At 54.3% G+C, this 822-nt stretch carries 1 protein-coding gene; it reads left to right on the top strand.

Annotated features, from left to right (window positions below; translation table 11 throughout):
• On the top strand, positions 1 to 822 hold an 822-nt coding region (vgrG, locus tag VI01_RS24535; protein WP_045817000.1), incomplete at both ends, for a type VI secretion system tip protein VgrG.

Raw genomic sequence — 822 nt, 5'->3', positions numbered from 1 at the left:
CAGATACTGGATGAGCATGGTTTTCACGGGTGGGAATATGAGTTCAGCCTGAAGCATGACTATCCCAGAAGGGAACAGATTAACCAGTATCAGGAAAGTGACCTGAAGTTTGTTCAGCGTCTGCTGTCTGAAATCGGCATCTTCTACTACTTCACGCTTCAGCCCGATACGCAGACTGAGATCATACGGTTTGGTGACGCGCAGAGCGCTTATTCTGAGCAGAAATCGCTGCCGCTAAACAGCCCATCGGGCCTGGAAGACAACGCCCAGCAATCCATCTGGAATCTGAATCTGACCCATAACGTGGTTGAAGCGGGAGTGGTGACTAAGGATTATAACCACCGTGAGGCACAGCGCGTGCTGCGGTCGGTGAAGGCCGATATGACGCGGGGTGATGGTGACAACATCACTTACGGGGAGGTTTATCACTATCGTCCGCGCCATCCTTACAGCGGTGATAAGTATGTTCCGGAGGCCGAGACCGCAAACTTTTATGCCCGTCTCGACCATGAACGTTTTCTTGCCCGACAGACGCTGATAACGGGTATATGCAACGACGCTTTTATCAGCCCGGGCCACGTTTTATCTGTCACCGAGACAGGCATACCCACGCTGCCTGCGCAGTTGCAGACGCCCTTTTTCATCACCCGAATCAATGTCAGTGCGAGCCGGCGCTCCGCATTCCAGGCCAGTCTGAATGCCGTGCCTTACAGTGAGACGCTTTGCTGGCGTCCCGCACTGCTTGCCCGACCTAAGGTCAGCGGCACCATGACGGCTCGTGTGACCAGCGCGAAAGACAACGACATCTATGCCTGGCAGGAT

The sequence above is a fragment of the Pantoea sp. SM3 genome, from assembly GCF_000963995.1.
Lineage (GTDB): Bacteria > Pseudomonadota > Gammaproteobacteria > Enterobacterales > Enterobacteriaceae > Pantoea > Pantoea rwandensis_B.
The sequence above is the reverse complement of the archived record's forward strand: the minus strand, read 5'-3'. Positions and strand labels throughout refer to the sequence as shown.